This is a genomic window from Limnohabitans sp. Jir61, from assembly GCF_003063545.1.
Lineage (GTDB): Bacteria > Pseudomonadota > Gammaproteobacteria > Burkholderiales > Burkholderiaceae_C > Limnohabitans.
Genome location: NZ_NESD01000003.1, coordinates 45,802 through 69,292, shown reverse-complemented (window position 1 = coordinate 69,292; position 23,491 = coordinate 45,802). Strand labels below are relative to the sequence as shown.

Here is a 23,491-nt window from a genome sequence, read left to right as displayed (position 1 = left end):
AAGTTTTCCTTGGACTTTACAGCCCGCCTCACGGCGGGCTTTTTTATGGGCACTCGTTTTGTGTGAACGACTTGTCTCCTGTGTGCCATCCGTAAACGATTTTGACGGGGCTGTGCAAAAAATTCAAAGTCAGTGCCAGCCCTAACGGCTACCATGATGCCCATGCAAGACACCCTGCAACACATCACCGACCGCATTCTTCAAGCTTCCAAGACGGGCCAGCCTTTGCGCTTTCGAGGCGGCGGGACCAAAGACTTTTTAGGTCAATCGCTGCAAGGCGAGGTGTTGGACACCACTCCCTACAGCGGCATCTTGAGCTACGAACCGAGTGAGCTGGTCATCACAGTGCGATGCGGCACACCACTTGCCGAGGTCGAAGCCGCCTTGGCGCAAAAAGGCCAATGCTTTGCATTTGAGCCGCCACACTTTGGCAAAGGTGCCACGATTGGTGGCATGGTGGCAGCGGGCTTAAGCGGTCCTGCGCGAGCCAGCGTGGGCACGGTGCGTGACTTTGTGTTGGGCGCTCGCGTGATCAACGGCAAAGGCGAGCACCTCACCTTTGGTGGCCAAGTGATGAAGAACGTGGCGGGCTACGACGTGTCGCGTTTGCTTGCGGGTAGCTGGGGCCAGTTGGGTCTGATCACCGAAGTGTCATTAAAAGTGTTGCCAGTCGCCCCAGGCGAAGCCACCTTGGTGTGCGCGGGTGTGACGCAAGCGCAAGCATTGAAGTTGATTAACCAATGGGGCGGCCAGCCGTTGCCTTTGAACGCTAGCGCATGGGTGCATGACACCAGCGCAACGCCCGCGCAAGATTTCTTTTTTATACGCTTGCGAGGTGCAGTAGCAGCGGTGGACGCAGCCGTGGTCAAGATGACTACCGATGTTCAGGCCTTGGGTGCTGAGGTGACGCGTATGAGTGCAGACGATGCGTCTGACGACTGGAAAGCCAGTGGCGAACAAACCTTGGAGTTTTTCCAAGCACCCACTGAACTAGATTGTTTGTGGCGATTGAGCGTTCCGCAAACTGCGCCTGTGTTGGATGTGCGCGTGAACGGCGCGGCATGTCCGCAATACGTCGAATGGCATGGCGCGCAACGCTGGCTATGGGCGCCTGCCTCTGCTGCATCACTTGTACGCGAAGCCGCAGTGAAGGTCGGCGGCCACGCCACTTTGTTTCGCACCAGTGCTGCCAGTCAACAAACTTTGGGCGATGTGGACAAGCAAGCGGGCGTTTACACGCCTCTCAACGCCGTGCAACAGCGCATTCAAAACGAACTCAAAAAACAGTTTGATTCAGCGGGCATCTTCAACCCCGGTCGCGCTTAAAACTGAGAGCCTCACATGCAAACCAACCTGGCCCCCCAATACCTCGGCACGCCTGAAGGCGAACAAGCCGAAGCCATCTTGCGCAAGTGCGTGCACTGCGGTTTTTGTACAGCAACGTGCCCTACCTATCAACTGTTGGGCGACGAGCTAGACGGACCTCGCGGGCGTATCTATTTAATGAAACAAGTGTTTGAAGGTGCAACGCCTACTCGCGCTACGCAGCAGCATTTAGACCGCTGCCTCACGTGCCGCAACTGCGAAAGCACTTGCCCCAGTGGCGTGCAATACGGCCACTTGGTGGACGTAGGCCGCAAAGTGGTGGACGCGCAAGTTCAGCGCCCCTTGGGTGAGCGCCTGATGCGTTGGGCTTTGAAAGAAGGCTTGACCTCTGCTGCGTTTGCGCCCGCTATGAAGCTGGGCCAAGCTGTGCGAGGCATCTTGCCCGCGCACCTCAAGGCCAAAGTGCCCGCGCCACAAACGGCAGAGCGCAACGGCGTGGTGTGGCCCAAGGCGCAACACGCTCGCAAAGTGCTCATGCTTGCAGGCTGTGTGCAGCCCGCGATGTTGCCCAACATCAACACCGCCACCGCGCGCGTGCTGGACGCGGCAGGTATTCAAACCATCGTCGCGCCGAAGGCGGGGTGCTGTGGCGCGGTGAAATTCCACTTGAACGACCAAGACGGCAGCATGGTGCAAATTCGCGCCAACATCGACGCCTGGTGGCCGTTTGTCGAGCAAGGTGTGGAAGCGATTGTGATGAACGCCTCAGGCTGTGGCGTGATGGTGAAAGACTACGGCCATGTGCTGCAACACGATGCTGCTTACGCAGCAAAAGCCAAACGCATCAGCGACCTGACTCAAGACTTGAGCGAGTTGCTGCCAGACTTGGTGCCCGTGCTTAAACCCAAACTCAATGCAGCGGCGGTTGCAGCAGCAGGCGCTCAGGCCTATCACCCACCTTGCACCTTGCAACACGGCCAAAAGCTCAAAGGTGGTGTTGAGCAACACATGGCGGCTTTGGGCTTCTCGATTCAGGTTGCCAACAACGAATCACACCTGTGTTGCGGCTCTGCCGGTACGTACAGCGTGCTCAATCCAGACATCAGCTACACCCTGCGTGACCGCAAGCTGGGCAACTTGGATGCGCTCAAACCCAAAGCCATCCTGAGTGCCAACGTGGGTTGCATCACCCATTTGCAAAGTGGCACGGATGTGCCGGTGAAGCATTGGGTGGAAGTGCTGGACGCCGCGTTGAACTAAACCCACGAAGCAAGCAAACCTAGTTTGGCCTACTTTACGGATTAGGCGGCGAGGGCGGCCTCAATGTCTTTCGCCAATTTCGCTGGCGCATCCATCGACGCATAACGCTTGAGCACGTGTCCGTCTTTGCCCACTAAGAATTTGGTGAAATTCCATTTGATGGCTTCGCTGCCTAACAGGCCTGGCTCCTCTGCTTTGAGCCACTTGAAGATTGGGTGCGCAGCGTCGCCATTCACATCTACTTTTTCCATCATCGCAAAGCTTACGCCGTAGTTGCGTTGGCAAAACGCGCCAATCTCTTCGTTGGTTCCTGAGTCTTGCGCGCCAAACTGGTTACACGGAAAACCGATGACGGCTAAGCCTTTGTCGGCGTAGGTTTTGTGTAGTGTTTCTAATCCTTCAAACTGCGGTGTGAATCCGCACGCACTGGCGGTGTTCACGATCAGCAGCGCCTTGCCTTGGAGGTCGGCGAATGAGATGGGGGTGCCGTCAATGCGTTTGGCTGTGAAGTCGTTGAGTGTGGTCATGGTGTGGTGTCTTTCGTTGTCTGCGCTTGTGAGGCTAAAAGTGCGGCCAACACAATCATGCCCCCACCCAGGCCAATACGCCATGACAACGTGGATGCCCCTAATGCCACGGAGGACACGCTGGCAAACACCACCTCCGACATCATCACCATCGCGGTGGCGTGTGCGCTCAAACGTGCGGCGCCATATTGCAGGGCAAAGTTTGAGATCAAAAATGCAGCACTTAGACCCAGCACCCACGGCAACCATGCCAACAGCTGAGAGGCGTTGGCACCGTCAACCGTGATTGCAACTATTGCCGGAATGATGCCAGTGCAGGTCGCTAATGCTGCACAAGTAACGGCCATGAATGCGCCGCCACCAAACATGGCGACCATGCGTGCTGACTCAGGTGCGTGCTGCAAACGCAGCAGCCAAATGTTGGTCAATGCAAAACAAAAGCCGGCTAGGAGTGCCAGTACATCGGGCAAATCTTGCGGAAGTGGCCACGATGACTCTGGTGTTTTCAAAACCAGAATGACGCCCAGCAATGCCAACCCTAAGCGTGCTAAGGCACCGCGCGTCGGTCTTTCCCCCAGCAACCACCAAGCCAGCAAGAGCGACCATGTGGGCATGAGATAAAACAGCAAGACTACACGCACCACATCACCCGTTGTCACGGCCCAGTTAAAACCGATGTTGGTAAATCCTGAGGCGGCCATGAGCCACCAAAGCTGAGGGTGTTGTTTGAAATATTGCCAGCCAGATGGGCTGATAAAGCTCAGTACGAGCGTGGCAAAGGTGAACACAAAGGCGGTGGCCCAAAGGGGGTGAAGGCCTAGGCCATCCAGTTGGCGCAATGGCCACCAAGATAATCCCCAAACCAAAGCGTTGAGTGCCAAGGCCGAAACGGCGAGCACGGGACGCGGGCTCATGGCCTTAACCGTGTAAGTCGTCGTTTCGGGCAATGTGCATCAAACGTGCAAGTTCTTCACGATGATGCAAGTGGTTGTGCTCGTGCCAAAGTTTGATGAGCCACATCACATAACCGACCAATGCGCCAAAGGCCGTGATCGCACCAAAGGCACTCATGCCCATGCCCGTGCTGAAGGTGTATAAAAAACCGAGGCCTAAGATGCACAGCTGTTCGTTTAGGTTTTGCACGGCAATGGAGCGACCTGCACCCATGAGGTTGTGGCCACGGTGCTGCAAAAGTGCATTCATTGGTACGACCAAGAAGCCGCCTAAGCCGCCCAAAATAATCAGGAATGGCACAGCCACCCAGAGGTTGTCGATGAAGTTCATCGCCACCACGAAGCAACCCATAGCAATGCCTAAAGGCATAAGGCGCGTGGCATGATCGAGCTTCATCTTCAAGGAGGCGACCACCGCACCCACAGCAGTGCCAATAGCCACGACGCCGACCAAGCTAGAGGCTTGTGTGGTGGTGTAGCCCAAAGCGGCCGCGCTCCAAGCGAGCACGATATAGCGCAGGTTTCCGCTCACGCCCCAAAACAAGGTGGTGGTGGCCAATGAAATTTGGCCCAACTTGTCTTGCCAAAGGCGTTGGTTGCAATGCCAAAAATCGGGCACCAGCGCAAGCAGGTTGCGCGTCATGCTCTTTTCAGGGTCAAGACGCATTGGAATCAAGGCTGCGCCAGTGTAGGGAATGCGTTTGTTGAACCACGCAGCCAAGGCGTAAAGAGGAATCAGCAAACAAATGGCAGCTTCGGCGGATGTGTCCACGCCGGTAGAAACAAAGGGCAGGTCAAACGACAACAAAAAGCTAGACAAATTTGGCCCCACCAATTGACCACCCAACAACACACCCAAGATGATGGAGGTGATGGTCAGGCCTTCAATCCAGCCATTGGCTTTGACCAGCTGTGACGCGGGCAGCAGCTCGGTCAAGATGCCGTATTTCGCAGGTGAGTATGCGGCAGCGCCCAAGCCGACGACCGCATAGGCGAGCAAAGGGTGCACACCAAACAGCATCATCAAGCAACCCACGACCTTGATGGTGTTGCTCATGAGCATGACTTCGCCCTTTGGTCGCGAGTCAGCAAACGCGCCAACAAATGGCGCAAGAACGACGTAGAAAAGGGCAAACATAGGCACCAGAGCGGCGCGTTGCCACTCGGGAGCACCGTCTGTTTTCAGTAATTCAACGGCTGTCACAAACAGTGCGTTGTCGGCCAACGAACTGAAAAATTGGGCCGACATGATGGTGTAAAAACCGCGCTTCATGGATAGGTTTGGCAGGCACGCAGACGGCTGCAGGCCTGTTGATTCTTCTTTCTTCTGTGTCTACCCGAGGTTATATCACGCGAGTGCCACAATATTGACTATGCCCCGTCCGATTCAAGCCTTTGTTCACACCGACGCTTTGCGTCACAACTTGGCGCGCATGCGTGCCGCTGCACCCGATACACGTGTTTGGGCTGTGGTCAAAGCCAACGCCTATGGACACGGCGTTGAACGTGTGTTTGAAGGTTTGCGTGGCGCGGATGGTTTTGCACTGCTCGACTTAGAAGAAGCGCAACGCATACGAAGCCTCGGTTGGCGCGGGCCAGTATTGCTACTTGAGGGCGTGTTTGAGGCGCGTGACCTTGAGCTGTGTTCACGCTTGGACCTTTGGCACACGGTGCATTGCGACGAGCAAATTGACATGCTCAGCCGCCACAAGACACAAGTGCCGCATCGCATCTTCCTCAAAATGAACAGCGGAATGAACCGTTTGGGTTTCACGCCCACACGCTTTCGTTCGGCCTGGACACGCTTGAACCAGTTGCCGCAAGTGGACGAAATTTCATTGGTCACCCACTTCAGTGATGCAGATGGCGCCAAAGGCATTGCAGAGCAAATCGCCTTATTTAACAAAACCACGGCAGATTTGCCAGGTGAGCGAAGCACCTGCAACAGTGCAGGCTTGTTGCGCCATGCCAGTGATGAGACTGTTGCTGCAGATTGGGTGCGCCCAGGTATTGCGCTTTACGGCAGTGCGCCAGATTTCCCTGAGCGCAACATCGCGCAATGGGATTTGCAGCCCTCTATGAGTTTGCGCAGCCGCATCATCGCGACACAAGAATTGAACGTGGGTGATACCGTGGGCTATGGCTCATCGTTCACTGCCAATGTCTCCATGCGCATCGGCATCGTGGCTTGCGGTTATGCAGACGGTTACCCGCGCCATTGCGCAACGGGCACGTCTGTGCTGGTGGATGGTGTGCGGACACGTACTTTAGGTCGCGTGAGCATGGACATGATTGCGGTGGACCTCACGCCTTGCACCGCCGCAGGTCATGAGGTGGGCTTTGGCAGCGAAGTCACGCTATGGGGCAAGGCCAGCAACGGCACGGTGCTGCCAATTGATGAAGTCGCGCAAGCCGCAGGCACAGTGGGTTACGAGCTGATGTGTGCTGTATCCAATCGCGTGGGATTCACGCAAGACTGATCGCGAATCGTGGGTGGCCTGATGCGTTCAACGTCGCTTCGTACGCGCCTTTGCAGGGCCGATGAATACGCCGCCTACCCCAGAGGTGGATGCAATTGTGACTAAATTGGCGATGCCTTCACGCGTTTCCATTTGTATCAGCACAAACACTTGTGCGTTAGCTATTTGGGCGTCGTTGGGTTAGCGGCCCCAGCGTTAGGCGCGAGAGCCAGCCATGCCGCGAATGCCACCTTGACCATCAACTTGTGGATAACGGCAAGTTTTCAGAATGGCAGCGGCTTGCTAGGCGGTCTCCATCATGGGCATCAGTTAAATAAATTGATGGGTGTTTTCATTCGATTGCCTGTGAGTCATCAATTCATTTATGAACATTTAGAGACTAATTAAATGAATTAAATAGAGTAAATAATAAAGTAAAGTATTACTAAATTAAATGCACCGATTGTTTTCAACAAGAAAACGCGCAGGCACTATGAAACACCTCAGTATCAAACTACAGCTCACACTAAGCGCCATAGCTTTGGGGATGGCGCTTTTGCTTGCCCAGTTGGTTTTGCAGTTTCAGGTCTTGCGATCAGATATCGTGCATCGGATTGAGAAAAACGAATTTCGACAGCTCACCGAATTTGCCAAAAATTTAGACGACCGCCTAGAAGACAGCGTAGCCATGTTGAGCAGCGTGGGTATGAATTTACCTGCAGAGGACATGACAGATTTACGCAAGTTAGAAAAGCTTTTGCAGCGTGAGCATGCGTTACTCAATGTCTACGATGACCTTTACATCTTCGATTTGAAAGGTGTTTTACTAGTGGATTGGCCGGTGAAAACTGGGCGACGGTCGCTAGATATGTCATCGAGAGACTACATCCAAGGTGTGTTGCGAACACATGAGCCTGTGATTTCAAAGCCCATCTTGGGCAAAGCGACCAAGCAACCGATTGTGGTGGTTGCAGTACCTATTCTGGATAAAAACAACCACATGATTGGCATCATGGGAGGGGTTCTTAATTTATACAAACCCAATTTGTTGGGTGCAATTGCAGCCAAGAAAAATGGGCAAGATGGTTATTACTTCTTGGTGACCAAAGATCGTATGAGGATTGCGCATCCCGACCCGAGCTTGGTGTTTAAGGTTGTCCCAGAACGTAGTTCCAATCTGCCGTTTGAAAATGCACTTCAAGGCTTTGAGGGCACGCAGGAGGGTTTCAACACGCGAGGCCTCAAAGCCTTGTTCACGTTCAAGCGAATGGAGATCACCGACTGGATCTTAGGCTCAGTGATACCTTCCTCAGAAGCTTTTTCGCCGATTGATGATTTGTATCAGCGTATGTTGATCGTCACGGCGCTGCTAATGCTGGTGATCATTCCTTTGTTGTGGGGGTTTGTTGCAAAGCTGGTAAGTCCTTTGGGTCAGCTGGCCCAAGCCATGCACGACAAAGCGATGCAAATGCGCGATGGCAAACACGCAACGCCTATTGATGAAATTGGCGGTAAAGAAATTAAGACCGTCGTACACGCATTCAATGAGTTCATGGTGGCACGGCTTAAGGCAGAAAAGGATTTGTCTATCGCCCGTGATGCCGCCCAAGCGGCGAATGAATCCAAAAGCAATTTTTTGGCAAACATGAGTCATGAAATTCGCACACCCATGAACGGTATTTTGGGGATGACAGAGCTGTGTTTACAAACCCAAATGACCGAGGAACAGCGCAGCTACTTAGAGATGGTTTCTGTATCCGCGAACTCGTTGTTGGTGGTCATTAACGACATCTTGGATTTTTCAAAAATTGAAGCACGAAAGCTCTACCTTGATCCGCATGAGTTTTCGCTACATGGGCTGATTCGTCAGGCTACACGAACGCTCTCTTTGCGTGCATCTGAAAAAGAGCTGGAGCTCGTTTGCGATATTGCGGCAGACGTGCCAGATAGGGTCGTGGGGGACCCTTTGCGTTTACAACAAGTGATCAGTAACTTGTTGGGAAACGCCATCAAGTTCACGGCACAAGGTGAAATCATGCTTACCGTGGAGAACATGCCGTCTGCACCGACATCCGAAGGTGTTTGGTTGGTCGTACGCATCAAAGACACAGGGATTGGCATTTCGCAAGACAAGCAAGCCATGATCTTCGATGTGTTTACACAGGCTGACTCTAGTACGGCCAGACGTTATGGCGGTTCAGGATTGGGGCTGGCCATCAGTCGCAGCTTGGTTGAAATGATGGGTGGAGAAATTCAGGTCCATAGCCAGATGGGCAAGGGCAGCACATTTACTTTCACGACACATTTGCAGCAAGTGAACGTAGCAGCCGTTTCGAGTCCACAACTTCAGTCAGAGCTGCTAGGTAAGACAGTTTTGGTCGTGGATGACGTTGCCAGCAGCAGGCGTGTACTTGCCAACCGTTTGACAAGCATTGGTTTGCACCCCGTGGTCTGTGATGGTGCAGCGCAAACCATGCATTCGCCTCAGTTGGTTCAGGCCAAACTTGCACTGATTGATGCCAACATGCCTGATATCGATGGTTATGCATTGGTGGCGCAGTTGCGTAATTTGTACTCATCACAGCAATTGCCGATCATTTTGGTGGGCGCATTGAGCGAACAAATTAGTCAAGAGCAGCTGACACAGCTCGACATACAGGGCTTTTTAATCAAGCCCATTGATGTGGCCGAGCTCATCACGCTCTGTAATCGCTTATTGAGTCATTCGACCGTGCCGCAGCGTGTTGGACACACTCTGAGTTCAGAGCAGGAGTTGACTCACGTTTCGCGACCCGTTTTGCTGGTGGAAGACATGCCGATCAATCAAACTTTGCAGTCTATTTTGCTCACACGAATGGGCTACGAAGTGACACTGGCCAATAACGGTGTGGAAGGGCTAGATGCATTTATGAACGCTGAATTTGATTTCATCTTGATGGACATTCAAATGCCGGAAATGGGAGGTATCGAAGCCACGCAGCGCATCAGAGAATTGGAACAAGCTCGTTACTTGAAGCGTACGCCCATCATCGCAGTCACGGCCAATGCACTAGTCGGCGATCGAGAGTTGTATTTCAACTCAGGAATGGATGGTTATGTGTCAAAGCCATTGACGCTAGAGGCTTTAAAAACTGAAATACAAACAGTCTTAACGCATGCCAAGCTAAAAGAGTTGGCCTGTTAAAACACCACAACACTGGCTATTTATCCAGTAATATCTGGGCATGGCCAAAGAAAAAACTCAATACACCTGCACCGACTGTGGAGGCATCACTGCCAAGTGGTTAGGCAAATGCCCGAGCTGTAATGCTTGGAACACGCTGATTGAAACCGCTGTCGACAGCAGCGGCCCCACCAAAAATCGCTACGCCGGCATGGCTGCCTTAGCTCCCGCATCCGAAGTGGCGATTCTCTCCGACATCGAAGCGCAAGACGTGGCGCGCACACCCACGGGCCAAGAAGAACTCGACCGTGTGTTGGGCGGCGGCATGGTTGAGGGGGGTGTGGTGCTGATTGGCGGAGACCCTGGCATCGGCAAATCGACTTTGATTTTGCAAGCCATGGACGGCCTGCAACGCAGCGGCATGAGCACCTTGTATGTGACTGGGGAAGAGTCAGCCTCGCAGGTGGCTTTGCGCTCGCGGCGCTTAGGGCTGGAACACAGCCAAGTGCAAGTGGTGGCGGAAACACAGCTTGAAAAAATACTCGCTACCGTGGACAAGCTACAACCTGCGGTGGTGGTGATGGACTCCATACAAACCGTGTACTCCGACCAGCTAACCAGTGCCCCAGGTTCTGTGGCGCAGGTGCGCGAATGTGCCTCACACCTCACACGCATGGCCAAGTCCACCGGCACGGCGGTGGTGTTGGTGGGTCACGTCACCAAAGAGGGTGCTTTGGCTGGCCCTCGCGTGCTGGAGCACATGGTGGATACGGTGTTGTACTTTGAAGGCGACACGCATTCAACATACCGACTCGTGCGTGCTATCAAAAACCGTTTTGGCGCAGTGAATGAAATTGGCGTCTTTGCCATGACCGAAAAAGGTTTGAAGGGTGTGAGCAACCCGAGCGCCATTTTCTTGAGTCAACATTCCGAGCCCGTGCCCGGCAGCTGTGTGCTGGTCACGCTTGAAGGCACGCGGCCAATGTTGGTAGAAATTCAAGCCTTGGTGGACAGCGGTGGCCCATCACCCCGTAGATTGAGCGTGGGCTTAGATCGCGACCGCTTGGCCATGCTGCTGGCCGTATTGCACCGCCATGCGGGTGTGGCGTGTATGGACCAAGACGTGTTTGTCAACGCCGTGGGCGGTGTGCGCATCAGCGAACCCGCGGCTGACTTGGCAGTGTTGCTGTCCATCCAAAGCAGCTTGCGTGGCAAGCCACTACCGCAAGGCTTTATTGCTTTTGGTGAAGTTGGCTTGGCTGGCGAAGTGCGCCCTGCACCTCGTGGGCAAGAGCGACTGAAAGAAGCGGCCAAGCTGGGTTTTACGGTTGCTGTCATTCCTAAAGCCAACGCACCCAAGAAGCCCATTCCCGGCATGACCGTACATGCGGTGGAACGGGTAGACGAGGCCATGGGCTTGGTACGTGAGTTGGGTTAATCGCTAACGCGGCTAGGACGTCGCGTTTGGGTGACTCAAGAGGCTGAGACAATAAGCGTATGAACTTTCAACGATATCTGGTGCCGATTGGCACAGTGGGCTTTACCGCTTGGGCCTGGCAAAGCTGGGGCTGGATGGGCATTGCCATGGTGGTGACGGGCGGTGTTATGTGGTTGTTGCTGTATTTCACGCGCTTGGTGCAAATCATGAAGCGTGCAAGCAAGCGCCCGATTGGCTTTGTGGATAGCGCCGTCATGCTCAATGCCAAGCTCAAAGCGGGTGTGAGTCTGATGCACGTCATTGCCATGACACGTGCTTTGGGTCAGCCGGAAACCGAAAAGGGCGCCCAGCCTGAGGTGTTCAGCTGGCGCGATGGCAGCCAATCGGTGGTGCGTGCGGTGTTTGTGCAAGGCAAGCTGCAAAGCTGGACCTTGGACCGCCCTTTCCAAGCCACTGATGTCGACCCCGTGAGTCACGCGGCCAACGACTAAGTGCATTGAATTAGCGGTACTTAGGCCCGCTAAAATGAGCTATTACGCCGAAATAGGCGACAACAACATCAGTCCAAAGGAAATCCCATGAGCGTCGTGATCCCATCATCCATGTCTGACCGTGACGGCAAAATCTGGATGGACGGCCAGATGGTCGATTGGCGCGATGCCAAGATCCACGTGTTGAGCCACACCCTGCACTACGGTTGCGGCGCCTTTGAAGGCGTGCGCGCTTACAAAACAGAGCAAGGCACTGCCATCTTCCGTTTGCAAGAGCATACAGACCGACTGTTCAACAGCGCCAAGATCTTGCGTATGGCCATCCCGTTCACCAAAGATCAAGTGAACCAAGCCCAACGAGACGTGGTCCGTGAGAACAAATTGGAGTCGGGCTATATCCGTCCCCTCACTTGGATTGGCGACAAAAAATTGGGCGTGAGCCCCAAAGGCAACACCATCCACTTGATGGTCGCCGCTTGGACTTGGGGTGCGTACCTGGGCGAAGAAGGTATGAAGCGCGGCATCCGCGTGAAGACTTCGAGCTACACACGCCACCACGTCAACATCACGATGACGCAAGCCAAAGCGGTGAGCAACTACACCAACTCCATCTTGGCCAACATGGAAGTGACCGACGAAGGTTACGACGAAGCTCTGTTGCTTGACACTTCAGGCTTTGTGTCTGAAGGCGCTGGTGAAAACATTTTCGTGGTCAAAGACGGCGTGATCTACACCCCTGATTTGTCGGCTGGCGCTTTGAACGGCATCACCCGCAACACCGTGTTCCACATCGCCAAAGACCTCGGTCTTGAGATTGTGCAAAAGCGCATCACGCGTGATGAGGTCTACATCGCTGATGAAGCCTTCTTCACAGGTACGGCCGCTGAAGTCACACCAATTCGCGAACTCGACCGCATCCAATTGGGTGAAGGCAGTCGCGGCCCGATCACAGAAAAAATCCAAACTGCGTTCTTTGACATCGTCAACGGTCGCAATCCCAAGTACGCACACTGGCTCACCAAAGTCTAAGTAACAAGGTTTGAGCCCCTGTCTGAACTTTTAGGAATTACAAAAATGAGCAACTCAGTTGAACTCTTGGCCAAAGATTTGAACGGCCATGGCGGCGTGTACTGCCCCAGCGACAAAGCCGACATGAAACTCTGGAACACCCACCCCAAGGTCTACTTGGATGTGGCCAGCACGGGCGTTGCCAAGTGCCCTTACTGCGGCACCGAGTACAAACTCAAAGCCGGCGAACACGTTGGCCACGGCCACTAAAAACGCGCTCATCATTGCGCCCCAATGGATTGGGGATGCGGTGATGACCGAACCCTTGCTGCGCCGCTTGGCTGCGCGCGGCGAGCGCCTCACTGTCGCAGCCTTGCCTTGGATTGCACCGGTTTACCGCGTGATGCCGGGCGTGGCCGAAGTGATTGAGATGCCGTTCAAACACGGCGGCTTGCAACTGATGGGTCGAATCAAATTGGCCAACCATTTGCGCGGCAAATTTGATGTGGCCTATGTGTGCCCCAACTCCCTCAAGAGCGCCTTGCTGCCATGGATGGCAGGCATCGCCAAGCGTGTGGGCTATACCGGCGAAATGCGTTTTGGTTTGCTGACCGACCGCTTAGACAACCCAGACACAGAAGAACGCCCGCCGATGGTGGAGTGGTATGCGGCGTTGAGTCTGGTGGGCCAGACCCGTTCTGGCCCTATGAAACTCGTGGGTGATTTGCGCCCTGTGCTCAAAGCTGGTGTGGGCTTGCTCGACGAGGCGCTCGAAGAGTTGGCCACCAACATGCCCACACTGCCTACCTTGGCGAAGCACAGCTTTGTTGTGTTTGCGCCGGGTGCGGAATACGGCCCTGCCAAGCGCTGGCCTGCCAAACATTTCGCTGAGTTGGCAGCAAAGATAGATCGCCCCGTGTTCTTATTAGGCTCCAACAAAGAATTCGACATCTGCCAAGAAATTGCGACGACAGCTAACGCGACGAAGCCCGGTCATTGTTTCAACTTGGCGGGGCAAACCAACTTGATGCAGGCTTTTGCGCTCATTGCTTATGCGCATCGCATGGTCAGCAATGACTCTGGGCTGATGCATGTAGCCGCTGCGTTTGGCGTGCCGCAAGTGGCGGTGTATGGTTCCTCTAGCCCCGAGCACACCCCGCCACTGAATGACCGCGCTCGTGTCGTGTGGCTTCGTGTGGATGCCAGCTACCAACCGCCCTTGGCTTGCGCACCTTGCTATCAGCGAAGCTGTCCTTTGGGACATATGCGTTGCTTAGAAGATGTGTCAGCCGATCGCGTGTTTCGTTTGCTCTGAAACTTAATCGCCGCACCATGACCGAACAAAAGCCAAAACTCAGCATCATCACAGCGGTTTACAACCAGCTGCCGATGAACCAGATTTACTGGGAAAACTTGGTGAAGAACACCAAGCATTCCTTTGAGCTGATCGTCATCGACAACGCATCAACCGATGCCAGCGCTGATTTTTTTGAGTCAGTGGGCGTGCAAGTCATTCGCAACCCAGGCAACTATTCGTATCCCGTGTCTCAGAACCAGGGCATTGCGATCGCCAAAGGCAAATGGTTGGCATTTTTAAACAACGACATCATCGTTAGCAAAGACTGGGACGAAACACTCATTGCCAATGCCGAACACAATCAGCTGGATGTGATCACCTCTTGCGGCATAGAGCGCATCGAAAGCAAAGCTGCAACCAAGAGGCTGCGTCGCCGTTGGAACCGTATCCGCGGCTTGGTAGGTTTGTTTGGTACTGGCCGCAACAGCTTGTTGCTCATGCACAAGTGGATGTACGGCAACTGGACGACGTTTTGTCAAAACCGTCGTGACAAGTTCAAGCACCAAGCGGTGGAAGGTTTTGTGGGCAACACGGTGATGTTTTCGCGTCGAGCCTTAGACCTTTTGGGGCCTTGGGACGAAACCCAACAAGCCGCAGACTTCGATTTGTTTTTGCGAACCGCTATGCGCGCTCGCGAAGTGGGCGATATACGCCCCATGCATATTGCGCTGGATTGCTTCAACCACCACTACATTCGCCTGACCATGAAGGGCGGATACCCACCTTTTGTTGACAAGGACAAGCTCATTCCGCTCGAGCAAAAGTGGACTGCAGAGCAAAGGGCGCTGCTTGTCGAAAATTGAGCTCAGTTCAAGAACGCGCGCGCGCGTGACTTCGGCGTGGCCAGCAAATGCGCCAATGCTTCCATCACCACCGGCACAGCAATATCGCTCACAGCTTTGTCAGTTGGCGCAATGATCTGGGCGTAAGTGTCAGACAGTGGCTCCCAAGAATCCACCGATAACACACTGGGTTCATACAGTGCGATCACGGGTTTGTTCCATGCACTAGCGGCGTGAACTGCATAAGTGTCGGGTGTGACCACCAAATCAGCAGATTGAATCGCGGCGAGTGAGGGCGTCACGGTGGGTGCAAATGGGCTGATCGACACGCGATCCATCAGCGTGCCAAACATGTCATGCATGGCTGCTTCAAGCGCTGGACTTGCGCTGAGCAGTTGCATATGTATGTGGGGTTGCTGCGTATAAACGGCATTCACAAACTCATTCAGCCAGGGCAATGAGAACGATTTGTTGGCCGCGCTGCTTTGGCTGTTGATGACCATCCATAAGCCATTGCCTTGATTAGGTAAAGCGCCTTCGGCAGAGCCTAAATGAATATCGTAAGCATAGGGGGCAGGTGTTATTCCCAGAGTTTCTAAAAACCGTATGTGGCGCGCCGAGTAATGTTGCGCTTTGGTATTTGGACTGTAGCCCCAATCACCCGCCATCACGACATCGTTTGGCAAAGGCTTGGTGGGATGCTTTAAAAACAAAAAGCGCTGCTTGGCGTTCACCAAGTTCAGCACAATTTGAACAGAGGGGTTGGCGAGATCTAAGCCAAAGTGCACGACCATGTCATAGCCTATGAAACGTGCTTTCAAACTGGCCCACATGCGCGCAAACACATTGCGACTGCTGGACATATGCAGCCATTTCACATCAGGATGGAAGCGATACAAGGCTGCATTGCTGCCGCCGCACAATACGCCAATTTCGCAGTCGGGCCACAACGCGCGTAAGGGTTTGAATAAACCTGTGACCACAATCGCGTCACCAATTTTGTTGTCGTGCGACAAGATGAGAATACGTTTTTTCATAGGTGTCGTCACTTAACAAGCAAGGCATGAGCTTGTTGCGTTATGCGAGCGATCAGGTCGTGCGCGAGAGGGATGTCAGCAATCAAACCCACGCTCTCACCCACGGTGGCGTGAGCGCGTGTGAAATCGCCCGCTTTCACGCCTGCGTCGTAGTCGGCACGCGCCAGGTCTGGGTTGGCGCGTAGCGCAGCGATGTCGCTTTCGAGTTGGCGATGCAAGTCGTTGCGAATAGCTCGGAAGTCATAAGGAGTGGGCCAATTCTTTCGGCGCAAGATGTCAAACACAGCACTGCGCGCTGTGCCATCACCTGTGGTTTGCACGGCTTGCGCCTTCGCACCAGAGGCGGCCAAGCTCTCCGTGGTAGCCCACAAGCGAGAACCAATCAATGCACCATCAGCACCTAGCATGAGTGCAGCTGCCAGTCCACGCCCATCGCTGATGCCGCCTGCAGCGAGCAACAAAGTATTGGGTGCGTGGTTTATTAAATAATCAGCAATTTCAGGAACCAGCGTGAAGGTGCTGCGTCCTTCCAACGCATTGGCACCATGACCGCCAGCTTCCACACCTTGCGCGACGATCACGGATGCGCCGGCTTCGATGGCAACTGGCACTTGGTCCATGCGTTGCACTTGACAAATCAGTTGTGCGCCTGAAGCTTGAATGCGTGCGGCATACGTTCGAGGGTCACCAAACGACAGCATGATGGCGCTGGGTTTCTCTGTCAAAACCCAATCTAATGCTTCTGCATTTTCGTCAAGCTTCCAAGTGATGAAGCCGCAACCCAAGCGTGCGTGACTGCTTGCATCATCTTTCAGCAGCGTCGTGGCTAAGGCGTATTCACGCTGCGTCCAAGCCAAGTCGCCATACCCGCCGCCTACCAAGCCCAATGCACCAGCTTGGGCACACGTCGCAGCAAGCACGCCACCTGAAGCGAGCGCCATCGGTGCCAAAGCAATTGGCGTCTTGAGTTGGAAACGCTGCGCGAAACGTGTGTTCAGGGCCGAGTATGTCATGCCCAATATTGTGACGCGATTAATGAGCAGGCAACATCACCACAAATTGAGCGCCACCGCCTTCGCGGTCTTCGCAGCGCACACTGCCACCATGGCGTTGCACAATTGAGCGTACGAGTGACAGGCCAAGGCCTACGCCGCCTTCACGCTCGCTGGCGCCGGGCAATCGGTAGAACGCTTCAAAAATTCGCTCTCGCAATTCGGCTGGAACGCCAGGACCACGGTCACACACGGATAGGCGAACCCAAGCTTCGCCATCTTGCATCATGCTGGCAAGCTGAACCTCGATGTCTGAGGTGCCGTAGCGGCGTGCGTTCTCCAGCAAATTACGCAACATGCGACGCAGTAGTTTGGCAATACCAGGAGCCACGATGCTTTTAGGGCTGAACCCAAGTTCTAGGCGTGCATCCACACGCGCGCACTCTTCACTGGCAAGGCCCGTTAAGTCCACTAGTTCCACTGTGCCGAGGTCTGCTTCTTTGGCATCCAAGCGGCTGGCCAGCAAAATTTCATCAATCAACTGGTCCAGCTCACCCACACTACGCGAGATTTCAGCCTTCATCGCGGGGGAGGGAGAGTTACCCATCAATTCGAGCCCCATGCGGATCCGCGTGAGTGGCGAGCGCAACTCATGTGATGCGTTAGCCAGCAAGGATTTGTGCGAGGTGACCAGTTGCTCAACTTGCGATGCTGCATGATTGAAACGCTGGGCAAGGTAAGCCACTTCGTCATTGCCTTGTTCAGCTACGCGTGCAGATAAGTTCCCCGTGCCCCATTGTTCGACACCTTTTTGCAAGTTTTCTAAACGACGTGTGAGGCGGCGTACGATGGGGTAGGTGCCCAGCGCCACCGCGAGGGCAACAAGTCCCAGTGTCCAAGCAAAACCAAAAGGCGGGCGCGACCAAAAATTGTGCGGTGGTCGAGGCAAATGCACGTGCATAAGCTCTCCGTTGTGCATGCGCACCATGAACTCGGGGCCTGATCCAAAGTGGCCTGGTGGATGTGGCATGTCCGGCTCATCTAAAGGGGGGGCCTCGACGGGTAATCCGTCAGGTAACCGCAAACGAGCTTTGCCCTCGCCCACCAGTTGACCTGCCACGTTGCGCACCATCACTTCACGCAAGGGTGGTTCTGCTGTCATCCGCATCACCCAACCTGTGAGTAACGTCAGCACTGCAACGGCTAACACCACTGCCAGCCATATGCGAACGTACAAAGGCAGGTGAAGTGAACGGCTCGGGTTGGCAGGGGTAGGCATCGCGTTAGTCTTGTTGTTTGGCGAACACGTAGCCCACACCACGTACGGTCAAGATACGTTTGGGCACTTTGGCATCGTCTTCAATGGCGGCACGAATACGCCCCATGTGCACGTCAATGGAGCGATCGAACGCCTCAAGCTCTTTGCCGCGCACAGCCTCCATGATTTGGTCGCGTGACAACACGCGACCCGCGCGTTCGGCGAGAACCCACAACAGGTCAAATTGGTACGCGGTAAGGTCACATACGTGTCCGCGCACGCTGACTGTTCGGGCGTCCCGGTCAAGTTCGAGGGAGCCAAATTTAAGTGTCTGATGAGTTGCGTCAGCAGCGTCACCTGGTGCATGGCGGCGCAAAACAGCGCGAATACGAGCCAGCAATTCACGTGGTTCAAATGGCTTGGGCAAATAGTCGTCTGCACCCAACTCTAAGCCTACGATGCGATCCATGGGGTCGCCTTTGGCTGTGAGCATCAACACGGGCGTTTGTGCCAAAGCACCGGGCAAAGCACGAATGCGCTTGCACACCTCTAGGCCATCGATGTCAGGCAGCATCAAGTCGAGCAGCACCATGGCAGGTGCAGTGTCTTGCAAGGCCTTGAGACCATCTAACCCGTTGGCGGCATGTTTAACAGAAAAACCAGATTGTTCAAGGTACTCGCTTACCATATTGGCGAGGCGATGGTCATCTTCGATCAGGAGCAAGGTATTCATGGTGTATTCATCATGCCTTGCCAAATGTATGTTTCTCTAAAGCAACGGTAAAGACGAGGTAAATCAGAGGTGTTTCTCTGGTGCGTTGTGACCATGCGCTACAGGCAAGACTCGCGAGGCCAACCACACCAGAAATAGCACAGGCGCCCCAAGCAGTGCAGTGCTGGTGAAAAATGCTTCATAACCATGCGCGTCTACATACACGCCTGAGAAACCAGCCAGCCACTTAGGTGCAAGCAACATCATGGAGCTAAACAATGCGTATTGCGTGGCTGAGTAGTTCACGTTCGTGAGGCTAGACAAGTAGGCAATGAAGGCCGCAGACGCAATGCCACTGGCCAAGTTGTCGGCGGAGATGACCCAGACCAAAGCGGTGAGATCATGCCCACGCGTAGCCAGCCAAGCAAACAACAAATTGGTGAGCGCGCTCAGTGCTGCGCCCAACATCAGAATGCGCATGACCCCCAAACGCATGGAGAGAACGCCACCAATAAAAGCGCCCAACAACGTCATGATGACGCCAAACACTTTCGTCACCGCAGCCACTTCATCTTTCGTGTAACCCATGTCCACATAAAACGGGTTGGCCATGATGCCCATCACTACATCGCTGATGCGGTAGACCGCAATCAGTCCAAGGATGAGTGCTGCTTGCCAGCGGTAGCGGTGGATGAATTCCACAAAAGGTTCGATCAAAGCACCTTGCAGCCACTCACGCGCATTGCGCGCGGGGGGCATTACGCGCTGTGCAGGCTCGGGTGACAGCAATACGGTCAAAACGCCCAAACTCATGGATGCGGCCATGACCAAATACGCGGCTTGCCATGCAGCATGCTGGTAAACCGTTTCATCAGCGTCTGATGCGCGGGCTGCCACCCACAATACCCCAGCGCCCGCCCAAATCATGGCCAAGCGGTAACCCGTTTGATAGGTCGCAGCCAAAGCTGCTTGGTGTTGCACATTGGCAGACTCAATACGAAACGCATCAAGCGCAATGTCCTGCGTGGCCGAACCAAAAGCAACGACGACGGCGCACCACACAATCGGCTCTAGCGCAACTTTCGGATCAAGCAGCGCCATACCCACCAAGCCTGCCATGACGATGAATTGAGCCAAAAGCAGCCAACTGCGGCGACGGCCCAGCAGGCGTGTGAGCAGTGGCAAAGGCATGCGATCTACCAAGGGTGACCACACCCACTTGAAGCCATAGGCCAAACCTACCCAGCTTAAAAAGCCAATCGTGCTGCGATCAATGCCCGCTTCACGCAGACGAAAACTCAAAGTGCCAAGTACCAGCAGCAGCGGTAGACCTGCAGAAAAACCAAGGCACAACATGCGCCAAGATGCGGGTTCTAGGTACACATGCAGCGCTGCTAGCCAACCTATTTTGCTAGAGGTGGCCTTGTGCGTGGAGGCTGGACTTGTTGTATCGTTCATGTTTGTATTTTCAGGCTTTCTTAAAGAGAATTTTGATGCTTACCAAACGTGCTTTTCTTTACGGTTGTGTTGGCTGCGCTTGCGGCCTAGGTGGTGCTGTGGCGTTGGCTCGCGATGGTGTGGATGTGAACAGAGAAGCCTCGGTGTTTGCAGGCCTCGTGCCAGCCGCTGAAGTGGAGCAATCAGCCCACAAACAATACAGCGACATGATGAAAGAAGCTGCCAGCAAAAACGCATTGGGGCCAGACAATCACCCTGAAGTCATTCGCTTGCGTCGCATCGCCAAAGAGCTGATTCCTCACAGCTATGACTGGAACCCGCGTGCCAAAGAGTGGCGCTGGGAAGTCAACCTCGTAGGTTCCAACCAAATCAATGCGTTTTGTATGCCGGGCGGCAAAATCGCTTTTTATAGCGGCATCTTGACGCAACTCAAGCTCACTGACGATGAGGTGGCGATGGTCATGGGCCACGAAATTGCCCATGCCTTGCGCGAGCACGCGCGTGAGCGCATGGGTAAAGCCGCTGCCACCAATGGTGTAGCTACTATTGGTAGCACCGTGGCTTCGGTGTTCTTTGGCGTCAGCCCACAAATTACCGACTTGGTAGCCAAGCAAGGTGCCAATTTGCTCACCCTTAAATTCAGTCGCGATGACGAAACCGAAGCTGACTTGGTAGGCATGGAAATCGCCGCACGTTCGGGATATGACCCGCGCTCAGGCGTGACGTTGTGGGAAAAAATGAGTGCAGCCAACAAAGGTGCACCTCCTCAATGGCTCAGCACCCATCCTTCAGGTAACACACGCATTGAAGAAATCCAAGCCAACTTGCCCAAGGTCATGCCGTTATACGAGCGTAGCAAATAAAAATACGCTTGAGGGCGTACACCCTCAAGCGAATAGATTTTGGACGCTGAAAAAATTAACATTGCTACTAATTTCAGCAAATTAGTAGCAGCCGTGACTTCCACCACACACATTTCTAGCGCACCCGCAGGGCCTCGCCTTGACCGTTTTCACAACCAGCAGCGTCGTGCAGAGCGACTCAACTACGTCGCCATCGCGATAGGAAGCTTGATCGTTCTCTATGTACTGGTCACGATCATTCGACCACTCTTTGCAAGCACGCGGCCCGGGCAGATCACACAGGATTTCGGTTGTGTGTCAAAGTCTTCCGTGGGTGACTGCGCAATGAGTGTGCACTGACAAATACGTTGCAATCCCCTGCCCACGTTTCAGGTCCCACCCACATAAGGGTTGGTCTTGCGTTCACGGCCAAACGTACTTTCAGGGCCGTGACCCGGAATGAACACCGTATCGTCACCCATTGGCCAAAGTCGTTGCGTGATGCTATTGATTAAGTCCTCGTGGTTACCACGAGGAAAGTCTGTCCGTCCAATGCTGCCAGCGAACAGCACATCACCCACAAACGCACGTTTAATTTCTGGCGAATAAAACACCACATGGCCGGGCGTATGACCAGGACAGTGGCGAACCTGCAAGGTATGCCCACCAAGTGTGACGGTGTCTCCATCATGCAACCAGCGTGTTGGTTTAAAAGGACGAGCTGGCGGGAAGTGGTAATTGGCTGCAGCCTGAGGCAACCCATCTATCCAAAATTGGTCATCTTCATGTGGCCCCATGATCGGTAAATTGAGCTTCTCTGCCAAATCGGCTGTTGCACCTGCGTGGTCAATATGCGCGTGCGTGATCCAGATTTGCTCCAGTGTCACGCCAAGCTCTTTGCAAGCGGCTTCCAACACAGGCAAATCGCCGCCTGGATCAATCACTGCGGCTTTCATCGTCGCATCGCACCAGACGATGGAACAATTTTGTTGGAAAGGGGTCACGGGAACGGTTTCGTACTGGAGCATGAGGTAAATGGTAGCGTTAAATAACGGCTGTAAGCGATAACATTGCTTCATGACCAAGTCAAAGATCCCCAAAAAGTTATTAGGCGCGCTGTGTATCAGTGCCTCAGTTTTTACACCCTTCTGTTGGGCGCAAGACGCATACACATTGCAAGGGGATGTCGGTGGCGCTGTGTACCGCACACCCGCTATCACTCGCACTGCAGACAGCACCAATGCGCTACTACCTTACGCTTACGCTGACTATGGCCCTTTCTATGCACGCATCAATACCTTAGGCTACAAAGTTATGCCACTAGGGGCGGGGCACATGGAAATATCAGCAAGGGTCACACTCGAAGGTTACAAGTCTGCACTGGCAGGCATCCGTGATCGCGCAAACCCTTTGCCAATCGGTGTCGGCACATTCCAGTCAACTGAGTACGGTGCATTTTTTGCTTATGATTTTTATGATCCGACATCTGGTGGCAATTTGTTGGACTTGATGTACGCCGCTAAATTTTCCTTGGGCGGCGTCAGTTTTTATCCCCAGTTGGGTTTGGAGCGAAGAAGCGCTAAGTATGTGCAGCATCTATATGGCATCAGTTCGACAGAATCGACCAACAGCGGCCTCAGCACATACTCAGGCAAAACATCGACAACTCCCAATTTTGGTCTGACAGCCGAATATCCATTAGTTAAAGATTTAAGTTTGGTGTATCAAGTTAGAAAAAAATGGTTCGACAGCGCCATCACTGACAGTCCTTTGGTGCAAACTAAAAACCAGATCTCTAGTTATCTAGCAGTCACCAAAAGCTTTCATTGATAACGTGACGTACTTGTAAACCTCGCATTATGAGAAAGCTATGGAGTTAAAAAACTTTTATACCGCTTTAGCCGCCGGAATTATTTTTGCGGTTTCATTTCGAGTGAATCAAATCTTTGATCAGTACTTTGTTTACTCTGCAGGCATCAGCCTTTTATTTATTCCGGCGGGCGTCAAGCTGCTATTGTTACTAGTTGGGCGAATGCCAGCATATGTTGGTTTGTTAGTCTCAGGTGTGTATTTAGGCTGGGGCATTTGGCCAGACAAGGAACTAGTGTCCGTGTTTCTATTTGCATTCAATGGGCTGACATGCTATGCGCTGGTAGCGTATGGGCTTATGAAGGTGCTGCGCATTAGGAGAACTTTAGATAATTTGCGTTATGGGCATATCGTGTTGTTATCTGCAGTTGCTAGTGCATCGAATGGCTTTGTACATACGATGTTATACATTGCAGACGGGGTGGTCATTACAGAAGAATATTGGAACAAATCGCTCGCGATGACATTTGGCGACTTCATGGGCTGCTTTGTCACCGTGAGTTTGTTTCATACAGCAGTCATTGTGTTTAAGTCATTGAAAGTGCAGAAGTATCAATAA

At 53.6% G+C, this 23,491-nt stretch carries 23 protein-coding genes; 13 read left to right on the top strand and 10 right to left on the bottom strand.

What is annotated here, in order from left to right; translation table 11 throughout:
* Positions 1–162: 162 nt before the first annotated feature.
* A complete protein-coding gene (glcE, locus tag B9Z35_RS10170; protein ID WP_108283811.1) occupies positions 163–1,326 on the top strand; it encodes a glycolate oxidase subunit GlcE in 1,164 nt (387 codons plus the stop codon).
* A 15-nt stretch (positions 1,327–1,341) separates the two neighbouring features.
* Positions 1,342–2,586, top strand: a complete 1,245-nt coding sequence (gene glcF, locus B9Z35_RS10165; RefSeq protein WP_108283602.1) for a glycolate oxidase subunit GlcF — start codon at positions 1,342–1,344, stop codon at positions 2,584–2,586.
* 41 nt (positions 2,587–2,627) lie between these two features.
* Here the strand turns inward: glcF and B9Z35_RS10160 are convergent, their stop codons facing one another.
* From B9Z35_RS10160 to lplT, 3 genes are read right to left on the bottom strand one after another with little or no spacing between them, the layout of a single operon-like run.
* A complete protein-coding gene (locus B9Z35_RS10160; RefSeq protein ID WP_108283601.1) occupies positions 2,628–3,113 on the bottom strand; it encodes a glutathione peroxidase in 486 nt (161 codons plus the stop codon).
* The gene (locus B9Z35_RS10155; RefSeq protein WP_108283600.1) at positions 3,110–4,027 is read right to left on the bottom strand and encodes a DMT family transporter; all 918 of its coding nucleotides are present in this window, start codon (positions 4,025–4,027) and stop codon (positions 3,110–3,112) included. The genes B9Z35_RS10160 and B9Z35_RS10155 overlap by 4 nt, the downstream gene beginning before the upstream one ends.
* 4 nt (positions 4,028–4,031) lie before the next feature.
* Positions 4,032–5,339 carry a lysophospholipid transporter LplT gene (gene lplT / locus B9Z35_RS10150; protein WP_108283599.1) on the bottom strand — a complete coding sequence of 436 codons (1,308 nt, stop codon included), beginning with the start codon at positions 5,337–5,339 and terminating at the stop codon, positions 4,032–4,034.
* Positions 5,340–5,439: 100 nt separating this feature from the next.
* On the opposite strand from lplT, the gene alr reads away from it, so the two are divergent.
* Positions 5,440–6,546, top strand: coding sequence for an alanine racemase (gene alr / locus B9Z35_RS10145; RefSeq protein ID WP_108283598.1), 1,107 nt, complete (start codon positions 5,440–5,442; stop codon positions 6,544–6,546).
* A 27-nt stretch (positions 6,547–6,573) separates the two neighbouring features.
* Here alr and B9Z35_RS13105 read toward each other — a convergent pair whose 3' ends face one another.
* Positions 6,574–6,711, bottom strand: a complete 138-nt coding sequence (locus tag B9Z35_RS13105; protein ID WP_255416693.1) for an aldolase/citrate lyase family protein — start codon at positions 6,709–6,711, stop codon at positions 6,574–6,576.
* Positions 6,712–7,018: 307 nt separating this feature from the next.
* Between B9Z35_RS13105 and B9Z35_RS10135 the strand changes: the two genes are divergently transcribed.
* The 7 genes from B9Z35_RS10135 to B9Z35_RS10105 all read left to right on the top strand — a co-directional run bounded on the left by B9Z35_RS10135 (position 7,019) and on the right by B9Z35_RS10105 (position 14,785).
* Complete coding sequence (locus B9Z35_RS10135; protein ID WP_158268141.1) at positions 7,019–9,709, top strand: response regulator; 2,691 nt, start codon at positions 7,019–7,021, stop codon at positions 9,707–9,709.
* A gap of 40 nt (positions 9,710–9,749) precedes the next feature.
* Positions 9,750–11,126 (top strand): DNA repair protein RadA, encoded by a 1,377-nt coding sequence (gene radA / locus B9Z35_RS10130; protein WP_108283596.1) that lies wholly within the window; start codon positions 9,750–9,752, stop codon positions 11,124–11,126.
* A gap of 59 nt (positions 11,127–11,185) precedes the next feature.
* Positions 11,186–11,617 (top strand): glycerate kinase, encoded by a 432-nt coding sequence (locus tag B9Z35_RS10125; RefSeq protein WP_108283595.1) that lies wholly within the window; start codon positions 11,186–11,188, stop codon positions 11,615–11,617.
* 87 nt (positions 11,618–11,704) lie between these two features.
* Positions 11,705–12,646: a branched-chain amino acid transaminase gene (locus tag B9Z35_RS10120; protein ID WP_108283594.1), complete on the top strand. Its 942-nt coding sequence runs from the start codon at positions 11,705–11,707 to the stop codon at positions 12,644–12,646.
* A gap of 45 nt (positions 12,647–12,691) precedes the next feature.
* Positions 12,692–12,895, top strand: a complete 204-nt coding sequence (locus tag B9Z35_RS10115; RefSeq protein ID WP_108283593.1) for a zinc-finger domain-containing protein — start codon at positions 12,692–12,694, stop codon at positions 12,893–12,895.
* Positions 12,879–13,940 (top strand): lipopolysaccharide heptosyltransferase II, encoded by a 1,062-nt coding sequence (gene waaF / locus B9Z35_RS10110; protein WP_255416690.1) that lies wholly within the window; start codon positions 12,879–12,881, stop codon positions 13,938–13,940. Before B9Z35_RS10115 ends, waaF begins: the two co-directional genes overlap by 17 nt.
* A 17-nt stretch (positions 13,941–13,957) precedes the next feature.
* Positions 13,958–14,785 carry a glycosyltransferase family 2 protein gene (locus B9Z35_RS10105; RefSeq protein WP_108283591.1) on the top strand — a complete coding sequence of 276 codons (828 nt, stop codon included), beginning with the start codon at positions 13,958–13,960 and terminating at the stop codon, positions 14,783–14,785.
* A gap of 2 nt (positions 14,786–14,787) precedes the next feature.
* Here B9Z35_RS10105 and B9Z35_RS10100 read toward each other — a convergent pair whose 3' ends face one another.
* The 5 genes from B9Z35_RS10100 to B9Z35_RS10080 all read right to left on the bottom strand — a co-directional run bounded on the left by B9Z35_RS10100 (position 14,788) and on the right by B9Z35_RS10080 (position 20,221).
* Positions 14,788–15,801 (bottom strand): glycosyltransferase family 9 protein, encoded by a 1,014-nt coding sequence (locus B9Z35_RS10100; protein WP_108283590.1) that lies wholly within the window; start codon positions 15,799–15,801, stop codon positions 14,788–14,790.
* 8 nt (positions 15,802–15,809) lie between these two features.
* Complete coding sequence (locus B9Z35_RS10095) at positions 15,810–16,814, bottom strand: nitronate monooxygenase family protein (RefSeq protein ID WP_108283589.1); 1,005 nt, start codon at positions 16,812–16,814, stop codon at positions 15,810–15,812.
* 19 nt (positions 16,815–16,833) lie between these two features.
* Positions 16,834–18,072, bottom strand: a complete 1,239-nt coding sequence (locus B9Z35_RS10090) for a HAMP domain-containing sensor histidine kinase (protein WP_108283588.1) — start codon at positions 18,070–18,072, stop codon at positions 16,834–16,836.
* A gap of 4 nt (positions 18,073–18,076) precedes the next feature.
* On the bottom strand, positions 18,077–18,784 hold the full coding sequence (locus tag B9Z35_RS10085; protein WP_108283587.1) for a response regulator: 708 nt from the start codon (positions 18,782–18,784) through the stop codon (positions 18,077–18,079).
* A gap of 63 nt (positions 18,785–18,847) precedes the next feature.
* A complete protein-coding gene (locus tag B9Z35_RS10080; RefSeq protein WP_108283586.1) occupies positions 18,848–20,221 on the bottom strand; it encodes an MFS transporter in 1,374 nt (457 codons plus the stop codon).
* Positions 20,222–20,256: 35 nt separating this feature from the next.
* Here B9Z35_RS10080 and B9Z35_RS10075 point away from each other — a divergent pair, with 35 nt between their 5' ends.
* The gene (locus tag B9Z35_RS10075; RefSeq protein ID WP_108283585.1) at positions 20,257–21,084 is read left to right on the top strand and encodes a M48 family metallopeptidase; all 828 of its coding nucleotides are present in this window, start codon (positions 20,257–20,259) and stop codon (positions 21,082–21,084) included.
* A 368-nt stretch (positions 21,085–21,452) separates the two neighbouring features.
* Here the strand turns inward: B9Z35_RS10075 and B9Z35_RS10070 are convergent, their stop codons facing one another.
* Positions 21,453–22,091 (bottom strand): MBL fold metallo-hydrolase, encoded by a 639-nt coding sequence (locus B9Z35_RS10070; RefSeq protein WP_108283810.1) that lies wholly within the window; start codon positions 22,089–22,091, stop codon positions 21,453–21,455.
* Positions 22,092–22,140: 49 nt separating this feature from the next.
* Here B9Z35_RS10070 and B9Z35_RS10065 point away from each other — a divergent pair, with 49 nt between their 5' ends.
* Both B9Z35_RS10065 and B9Z35_RS10060 read left to right on the top strand, forming a co-directional pair.
* The gene (locus tag B9Z35_RS10065; protein ID WP_108283584.1) at positions 22,141–22,893 is read left to right on the top strand and encodes a MipA/OmpV family protein; all 753 of its coding nucleotides are present in this window, start codon (positions 22,141–22,143) and stop codon (positions 22,891–22,893) included.
* 40 nt (positions 22,894–22,933) lie between these two features.
* Positions 22,934–23,491 (top strand): hypothetical protein, encoded by a 558-nt coding sequence (locus B9Z35_RS10060; protein WP_108283583.1) that lies wholly within the window; start codon positions 22,934–22,936, stop codon positions 23,489–23,491.

Bases quoted from the DNA above. Each gene is read 5' to 3' on its own strand.
- alr (WP_108283598.1), top strand. From the start codon at position 5,440: ATGCCCCGTCCGATTCAAGCCTTTGTTCACACCGACGCTTTGCGTCAC.
- B9Z35_RS10100 (WP_108283590.1), bottom strand. From the start codon at position 15,801: ATGAAAAAACGTATTCTCATCTTGTCGCACGACAACAAAATTGGTGAC.
- B9Z35_RS10115 (WP_108283593.1), top strand. From the start codon at position 12,692: ATGAGCAACTCAGTTGAACTCTTGGCCAAAGATTTGAACGGCCATGGC.
- radA (WP_108283596.1), top strand. From the start codon at position 9,750: ATGGCCAAAGAAAAAACTCAATACACCTGCACCGACTGTGGAGGCATC.
- B9Z35_RS10070 (WP_108283810.1), bottom strand. From the start codon at position 22,091: ATGCTCCAGTACGAAACCGTTCCCGTGACCCCTTTCCAACAAAATTGT.
- glcE (WP_108283811.1), top strand. From the start codon at position 163: ATGCAAGACACCCTGCAACACATCACCGACCGCATTCTTCAAGCTTCC.
- B9Z35_RS10090 (WP_108283588.1), bottom strand. From the start codon at position 18,072: ATGCCTACCCCTGCCAACCCGAGCCGTTCACTTCACCTGCCTTTGTAC.
- B9Z35_RS10125 (WP_108283595.1), top strand. From the start codon at position 11,186: ATGAACTTTCAACGATATCTGGTGCCGATTGGCACAGTGGGCTTTACC.
- B9Z35_RS10085 (WP_108283587.1), bottom strand. From the start codon at position 18,784: ATGAATACCTTGCTCCTGATCGAAGATGACCATCGCCTCGCCAATATG.
- B9Z35_RS10060 (WP_108283583.1), top strand. From the start codon at position 22,934: ATGGAGTTAAAAAACTTTTATACCGCTTTAGCCGCCGGAATTATTTTT.
- B9Z35_RS10160 (WP_108283601.1), bottom strand. From the start codon at position 3,113: ATGACCACACTCAACGACTTCACAGCCAAACGCATTGACGGCACCCCC.
- B9Z35_RS10105 (WP_108283591.1), top strand. From the start codon at position 13,958: ATGACCGAACAAAAGCCAAAACTCAGCATCATCACAGCGGTTTACAAC.
- B9Z35_RS10135 (WP_158268141.1), top strand. From the start codon at position 7,019: ATGAAACACCTCAGTATCAAACTACAGCTCACACTAAGCGCCATAGCT.
- B9Z35_RS10095 (WP_108283589.1), bottom strand. From the start codon at position 16,814: ATGACATACTCGGCCCTGAACACACGTTTCGCGCAGCGTTTCCAACTC.
- lplT (WP_108283599.1), bottom strand. From the start codon at position 5,339: ATGAAGCGCGGTTTTTACACCATCATGTCGGCCCAATTTTTCAGTTCG.
- B9Z35_RS10075 (WP_108283585.1), top strand. From the start codon at position 20,257: ATGCTTACCAAACGTGCTTTTCTTTACGGTTGTGTTGGCTGCGCTTGC.
- B9Z35_RS10155 (WP_108283600.1), bottom strand. From the start codon at position 4,027: ATGAGCCCGCGTCCCGTGCTCGCCGTTTCGGCCTTGGCACTCAACGCT.
- B9Z35_RS10065 (WP_108283584.1), top strand. From the start codon at position 22,141: ATGACCAAGTCAAAGATCCCCAAAAAGTTATTAGGCGCGCTGTGTATC.
- B9Z35_RS10080 (WP_108283586.1), bottom strand. From the start codon at position 20,221: ATGAACGATACAACAAGTCCAGCCTCCACGCACAAGGCCACCTCTAGC.
- glcF (WP_108283602.1), top strand. From the start codon at position 1,342: ATGCAAACCAACCTGGCCCCCCAATACCTCGGCACGCCTGAAGGCGAA.
- B9Z35_RS10120 (WP_108283594.1), top strand. From the start codon at position 11,705: ATGAGCGTCGTGATCCCATCATCCATGTCTGACCGTGACGGCAAAATC.